6 protein-coding genes are annotated in these 7,015 nt (G+C 70.0%); 3 read left to right on the plus strand and 3 right to left on the minus strand.

What is annotated here, in order from left to right; translation table 11 throughout:
• Positions 1 to 40: 40 nt before the first annotated feature.
• Complete coding sequence (locus AB0H36_RS43930; protein WP_360537381.1) at positions 41 to 1,423, plus strand: SAM-dependent methyltransferase; 1,383 nt, start codon at positions 41 to 43, stop codon at positions 1,421 to 1,423.
• Positions 1,423 to 2,565 (plus strand): hypothetical protein, encoded by a 1,143-nt coding sequence (locus tag AB0H36_RS43935; RefSeq protein ID WP_360537383.1) that lies wholly within the window; start codon positions 1,423 to 1,425, stop codon positions 2,563 to 2,565. Before AB0H36_RS43930 ends, AB0H36_RS43935 begins: the two co-directional genes overlap by 1 nt.
• 560 nt (positions 2,566 to 3,125) lie before the next feature.
• Here the strand turns inward: AB0H36_RS43935 and serC are convergent.
• Positions 3,126 to 4,253, minus strand: coding sequence for a phosphoserine transaminase (gene serC / locus AB0H36_RS43940; RefSeq protein ID WP_360537391.1), 1,128 nt, complete (start codon positions 4,251 to 4,253; stop codon positions 3,126 to 3,128).
• 281 nt (positions 4,254 to 4,534) lie between these two features.
• Positions 4,535 to 5,398: a phytanoyl-CoA dioxygenase family protein gene (locus tag AB0H36_RS43945; RefSeq protein WP_360537385.1), complete on the minus strand. Its 864-nt coding sequence runs from the start codon at positions 5,396 to 5,398 to the stop codon at positions 4,535 to 4,537.
• Positions 5,399 to 5,521: 123 nt separating this feature from the next.
• On the opposite strand from AB0H36_RS43945, the gene AB0H36_RS43950 reads away from it, so the two are divergent.
• On the plus strand, positions 5,522 to 6,298 hold the full coding sequence (locus AB0H36_RS43950) for an AraC family transcriptional regulator (protein ID WP_360537387.1): 777 nt from the start codon (positions 5,522 to 5,524) through the stop codon (positions 6,296 to 6,298).
• Here the strand turns inward: AB0H36_RS43950 and AB0H36_RS43955 are convergent.
• On the minus strand, positions 6,299 to 7,015 hold a 717-nt coding region (locus AB0H36_RS43955; RefSeq protein WP_360537389.1), incomplete at its 5' end, for a citrate synthase 2.

Here is a 7,015-nt window from a genome sequence, read left to right on the forward strand (position 1 = left end):
CCTTTTGTGATCGACCCAAGCGGTCGGGGACAATGGCGCGATGCAGTCAGACGTGGATCCGGATCGGAGCTCCGGCGAGCCGGCCACCGGTTCCGGAGCGGAGTCCGGCGTGCGCGACGTGATCCGTCCCGCGCTGCTGGACCAGACCGGCCTCGTTCGCGCGGTCGCCTCGGGCCGCCGCCGCGGGCTGGAACCACCGCTTTACCAGCGCGTGGAGCTCCGCTACGTCGACCTCAAGGACGTCCGCCACCTGCAGATCACCGAGTACGACGAACGCCAGGCGCACACCCGCAACGTCGCCGGGCCGGAGGTCGAAAAGGCCGTCGACGAGCTGCTGGACCTCCCGTACGGGACGTGGCACGTCGAGACGACGACCGAGACGCTTCGGCTGCGGTACACGAAGAAGGGCAAGGAGTTGCTGCACCGGCAGTCGGACAGCCGGGAGCAGACGACCAGCCACGACCGCGTGAAGCAGCGGGTGCTCGAGCCGAGTGCGCCGTTCCTGATCGAGCTCGGGATCAGCGACCATCACGGCCGGGTGAAGCCGTCCCGGCAGGCGAAGTACAAGCAGGTCGAGGAGTTCTGCAAGCAGCTCGCGCCGGCCCTCGACGAGGCGATCTCCGCCGGGCGGATCGCCACCGGCAGGCCGCTGCAGGTGGTCGACCTCGGCTGCGGCAACGCGTACCTGACGCTTGCGGCCTACCACCTGCTGACCGCGGCCGGTCACGACGTACGGATGACCGGCATCGACCACAACCCGGCGGCGCGCAAGCGCAACACCAGGGTCGTGACGGCACTTGGCTGGCAGGAACACCTGCGGTTCGTCGACGCGACCATCCAGGACGCGGAGCTCGACGTACGCCCGGACGTCGTACTGGCGCTGCACGCCTGCGACACCGCCACGGACGACGCCTTGGCCCGCGCGGTCCGCTGGGAGGCGCCGCTGGTGCTTGCGGCTCCGTGTTGCCATCACGACATCCAAAAGCAGCTCAAAGGCGTCACACCACCGGCGCCTTATGCGCTGATGACGAGATATGGCATCGTTCGTGAGCGATTTGCCGACGTCCTGACGGATACCCTCCGGGCGGCGGTCCTGCGACAGGTCGGATACCGGGTGGAGGTAGTGCAGTTCGTGGACAGTCAGCACACCCCCCGCAACCTCCTCCTCCGAGCCGCCCGAACCGGCGCCCACCCCACCCCCGACCTCACAGCCGAATACCAGTCCCTGACCACCGACTGGCACGTAACCCCCCACCTGGCCCAACTCCTCCTCGAACCCTCCGCCACCCCGACGACCTCCGACACCCCGGCAGCGCCCTCGGGTGCCGGTGCATCTGCGGCCTCGTCCTCGGCTGACACGCCTGCTGCGGCGGGATCTGCGTCCAACTCCGCCGATGGTCCCGGTGCGGAGGTGGGGTCCTGATGCGGATCCGGGCTGGCCTCGCCCTCCTGGCGGCTGGCTTCTTCAGCCTTGCCGGCACGGCCCTTCCCGCCGGAGCCTCAGCTCTCGCGCCTGCGGCCACCACCGGACAGGCGGCGTCACCGCCCTCCTCCGTCCAGGCGCCTGCGGCTGATCCGTCGCCGGGGGTGAAGAAGTACTTCACGATGCGCGACGAGCGGATCACCGAGTCGTCCGGCCTCGCGAAGAGCCAGAAATACGACCTGTGGTGGACGGTGAACGACTCCGGCGACCGCGCGCGGGTGTTCGGCGTGGACAACACCGGCAAGGTCCGGATGGTGCTCGGCTTCAAGGCGGACGTGCAGGACGTCGAGGCAGTCGCTGTGGACGGCGACGGCACGATCTACATCGCCGACATCGGCGACGCGAAGGGCAACCGGGACCAGATCGAGATCTACACGATCCCCGAGCCGGCCGACCTCGCCGACAACACCAACGTGACCTACCACCGGTACGACTTCACCTACCCGGACGGCGCCCACGACGCCGAGACCCTGCTGGTCGAGCCCGGTACGAACCAGCTCTTCATCGTCACGAAGTCCTCGAAGGGCGCCGGTTCGATCTACGCGGCCCCGCCTGCCCCGTCCCGTCAGGGCACCAACGAGCTCACCAAGCTCGCGCCCGCCCCGGCCGGCACCTTCACCGACGGCACCTTCCTCCCGGACGGTCAGCGAGTCGTACTGCGGACCTACACCGGCATCGCCACCATCGCCTGGGGCGAACCCCCCACCCTGGTCGCGAGCGCCACCGTCTCCGCCTCCCAAGGCGAGTCGGTCGCAGTCGGCCCCGACGGCCAGACCGTCCTGGCCGGCACCGAAGGCGCAGACTCACCCGTCTACCAGGTCCTCATCCCCGCGAAGAAGGCCGCCGCCACCCCACCAGCCGCCTCCGCCACCCCCAAACCGGGCACCGGCAACGACTCGAGCACCGAATCAGCCAAGAGCAACAACCTCCGCTGGATCCTGATCGGCGCCGCCGCCTTCGCCCTCCTCATCACCATCATCACCTTCCCCCCAGGCCGCCGCGAACGCCTGGACCGAATGGCCGAAAACGCCCGCCTAACCGGCCAATCCCCACCCACCCCCCACCGCCGCTCCCACTCCTAACCCCCGCAAGCACCTCAGCGTGCCCGGCGCGCGCCCAGCCCCACGCCCCACGCAAGCACCTCGGTGTACGGGGTGCGGGTACAGCGCACGCCCCTTGCGAGGACCTGGGTGTGCGGAGTGCCGGCTCGGCGCACGCCTCTCGCGGACACCTGGGTATGCGGACCTTTCACAAGTTCCTGGGCGTGCCGGCAGGCGGGTACGGCGTACGTCGCTTGCGGGTTCCTGGGTGCGCGGGGTGCGGTACGGCGTACGTGTCTCGCGGGGTCGGGGGTGCGGGTACGGCGTACGTGTCCCGCGGGTTCCCGGGGGTGCGGGGTGCGGGGTGCGGTACGGCGTACGTGTCTCGCGGGGTCGGGGGTGCGGGTACGGCGTACGTCTCTCGCGGGTTCCCGGGGGTGCGGGGGTGCGGTACGGCGCACGTGTCTTGCGAGGGTCCGGGGTGTGCGCGGTGCCGGCTCGGCCCACGCCTATCGCGAGCGGCTCGGTGTGCTCGGTGGGGCATTGCCCGCACACGTGAGACAGCCGCCGCCCGATGGGGGCGGCGGCTGTTTGCGTGGTGATTACTTCTGGCGGTCGACCACGTAGTCGATGGCGTGGGTGAGCTTTTCTACGTCGTCGGGGTCGACCGAGGGGAACATGGCGACGCGGAGTTGGTTGCGGCCGAGTTTGCGGTAGGGCTCGGTGTCGACGATGCCGTTGGCGCGGAGGGTCTTGGCGACCCCGGCGGCGTCGATCGAGTCGTCGAGGTCGACGGTTCCGATGACGAGCGAGCGGGCGTCGGGGTCCTCGACGTACGGCGTGGCGTAGTCGGACTTCTCGGCCCACGTGTACAGCCGGTTGCTCGAGTCGGTCGTGCGGGCGACGCTCCACGCCAGGCCGCCCTGGTTGTTGATCCAGTCGGTCTGCTCCGCCATCAGGAACAGCGTGGCCAGCGACGGCGTGTTGTACGTCTGGTGCTTGGTGGAGTTGTCGACCGCGGTGGCGAGGTCCAGGAACGCCGGGATCCACCGGCCGCTCGCGGTGATCTCCTCGACCCGGGCCAGCGCGGCCGGGCTCATCACGGCGATCCACAGGCCGCCGTCGGAGGCGAAGCACTTCTGCGGCGCGAAGTAGTAGACGTCGACCTCGTTGATGTCGACCGGCAGGCCGCCGGCGCCCGAGGTGGCGTCGATCGCGACCAGCGCGCCCTCGTCGGCGCCCTCGACCCGCTGCACCGGCGCCATCACGCCGGTGGAGGTCTCGTTGTGCGGCCAGGCGTACAGGTCGACGCCGGCTTCGGCGACCGCGACCGGCCGGGTTCCGGGGTCGGACTTGACGATGGTCGGCTCACCCAGGTGCGGGGCGAGCTGGGCGGCCTTGGCGAACTTCGAGGAGAACTCGCCGAAGCTCAGGTGCTGGCTCTTCTCCCGGATCAGCCCGAACGTCGCGACGTCCCAGAACGCGGTCGAGCCACCGTTGCCGAGCACGACCTGGTAGCCGTCCGGCAGCTGGAACAGGTCGGACACGCCCTGCTGCACGCGGGCGACCAGGTTCTTCACCGGCGCCTGGCGGTGCGACGTACCGAGCAGCTTGGCGCCCTCGGTCGCGAGCGCGGCGACGGCCTCCGGGCGCACCTTCGACGGACCCGCGCCGAAGCGGCCGTCGGCGGGCTTGAGCTCTACAGGAATCTGAATGTCGCTGGTCACCAGCGTTCCCTTCGTCGTCTGCAATTCCAGAGCCGACGACGCTGTCAGCGCACCCCATCCTCGCACACCGCCCCCAACTCCCAACCCAGGGTCTCACCCAACACGCACACACCGGACCCGCCCAGGCCAGCGCCCCTCCTGCGGGGCGGCGAGGCGTGCACGAGCCGCATCGGGTGGGGCATGCCGGAGCCGCGCCGGGTGGGATGTGGCGAGGTGCGCCGGGGTGCCCGAGTTGCGCTGACCCAGCGGGAGGTGGCGGGCTCCCGCGGGGTGGGCGGGTGGGGTTACTCGTGTTTGCGGGTGGTGGTTTCGGTGCCGGTCAGTGTGATGACGGGGCCGTCGGGGGTGTCGGTCCATTCGCCGCAGGCGCCGCCGCCTTCGGCTACCTCGAGCTCCAGGGGACTGCCGTCCATCCGCAGTGCCGGGTGGTAGTACTTGGCGACGCGCTCGGCCTCGCCCTCGATGTAGTGGCCGATGAGGGCGCGGCGGAAGCGGTCGGTGGTGACGTTCGGGGCGCTGCCGTGGACCAGGGCGCCGTGGAAGAACAGCACGTCGCCGGGCTCCATCTCGACCGGTACGGCGGCGTCGGGGTCGGGCAGCGGGACCGTGATGTCGGTGAAGCTGATCTTGGTGTCCGCCTTCTCGGTGCACAGGATCGGCCAGCGGTGGCTACCGGGGACGACCTCGAGGCAGCCGTTCGCCGTGTCCACCCGGTCGAGCGCCATCCAGGCGGCGATGCACGTCCCCGGCTCCGCCTTCAGGTAGAAGTTGTCCTGGTGCAGCGCCTGTCCGCGGGAGCCCGGCGGCTTGAAGTAGAGCATCGTCTGGACCGCGTACGGCGACCTCCCGAGCAGCGCCGTCATCACCTGGTCGATCCGCTCGTCGGTCAGCCAGCCCAGCGAGACGTCGTCCCAGCGGTGCATCTGCGCCATCCGCGGGTACCTGCGCAGCGGGTCACGGTTCGCGGAAGTGTGGCCGGCGAAGTCGTGCGGGTCCGACCCACGCTTCCGCAGTTCCATGTAGTGGTCCCGCAGCCGCTCGGCCTCGTCCGAGCTGAACAGGCCACGCACCAGCGTGTACCCGGTGCGGTCGAACTCTTCCTTGTACGTCGAGGCCTGGTTCTCCTCGACCTTGTACGAAACGCTCATGCGCTACTCCCGCAGTAGTGCCGGTGACTTGTCCCGGATCGCCGTACTCTGTTTCCGACACTGCAATTCTCCGAGCCGGGGCCCGGCTCGGACCACGGAGGATCGGCGCAAGGAGTTGGACTATTGACGCACGGACTGGTGGCGGGTGAACCGCTGACGTTGCGGCTGCTGTCGGCGCCGACCTTCTGGCGCTGTGAGCCGAGCTGGTCGTGGGTGTCGCGGCCGCTGCCGGATCATCTGCTGTGGTGCGTGCTGGACGGCCGCGGGCGGCTGGAGCTGGACGGGGCCGAGCAGGAGCTCCATCCAGGCATCTGCGCGGTTTTCGCGCCCGGCGACGCCCCGACCGCCGGCCACGACCCCAAGCGGCGGCTGCTGGTCTTCGGCATGCACTTCGAAGCAGGCAACGGGGTGGCGCCGGCGGCGAGGTGGGGCGAGGTGGTGGATCGGGAGTTGCTGGGCGTGCTGGCGCGGGCTTGCGATGCGGGGTACCGGCGGGGCGACCTGCTGGGGAGGCGGCAGGCTGAGCTGTGTCTGGAGCAGTTGCTCGGGATGATCTGGGACGCGGTGCACAACCCGGGGCGGAGTGGGACGGACACCGCGGTCGACGAGGTGGCTCGGCAGCTTCGGCAGGATCCTGGACGGGAGTGGACGGTTGCGGAGATGGCTGGGCGGGCGGCTCTGTCCCGGGCGCAGTTCACGCGGCGGTTCGTCGCGCAGTTGGGCATGTCGCCGGCGCAGTACCTCATCCAGGCGAGGATCGACCGGGCCGACCAGCTGCTGACTGAGGCCGGGATGACGGTGACGCAGGTTGCTGCTGCGCTGGGCTACACCGACGTGCCGTACTTCAGCAGGCAGTACAAGCAGCGCACAGGCAGGTCGCCCAGCTCAGCGCGCGTTTGACTAGGCCCAGTCGGGGTTCCAGCCCTCGATGGATGTGGCGGGACGGGTGGGCGGGCCGGAGTAGATGGCAGACGGGCGGATCAGGCGGCCCGTGCGCTTCTGCTCCAGCACGTGTGCGCTCCACCCGGCCGTGCGGGCGCAGGTGAACATGGACGTGAACATCGGCGGTGGCACTTCGGCGAAGTCCAGCACGATGGCCGCCCAGAACTCCACGTTCGTCTCGAGCACCCGGTCCGGCCGGCGTTCGCGCAGCTCGGTCAGGGCGGCCTGCTCCAACGCCTCGGCGACCTCGTAGCGGGGTGCGTTGAGCTCTCGGGCCGTACGACGAAGCACGCGAGCCCGTGGGTCCTCCGCGCGGTACACGCGGTGCCCGAAGCCCATCAGCCGCTCACCGGCGTCCAGCAAGCCCTTCACGTAGGCACGCGCGTCGCCGCTGCGCTCGACACCTTCGATCATCGTCAGCACGCGTGCAGGCGCGCCACCGTGCAGCGGGCCGGACATGGCGCCGACAGCACCGGACAGCGCAGCCGCCACGTCCGCACCGGTCGATGCGATCACGCGGGCGGTGAACGTGGAAGCGTTCATGCCGTGCTCGGCGGCTGAGGTCCAGTACGCATCGACGGCCTTCACGTGCTTCGGATCAGGCTCGCCCCGCCAGCGGATCATGAACCGCTCGGTGATCGTCTTCGCCTTGTCCACCTCGCGTTGCGGCACCAT

Source organism: Kribbella sp. NPDC050820, from assembly GCF_040653975.1.
GTDB lineage: Bacteria > Actinomycetota > Actinomycetes > Propionibacteriales > Kribbellaceae > Kribbella.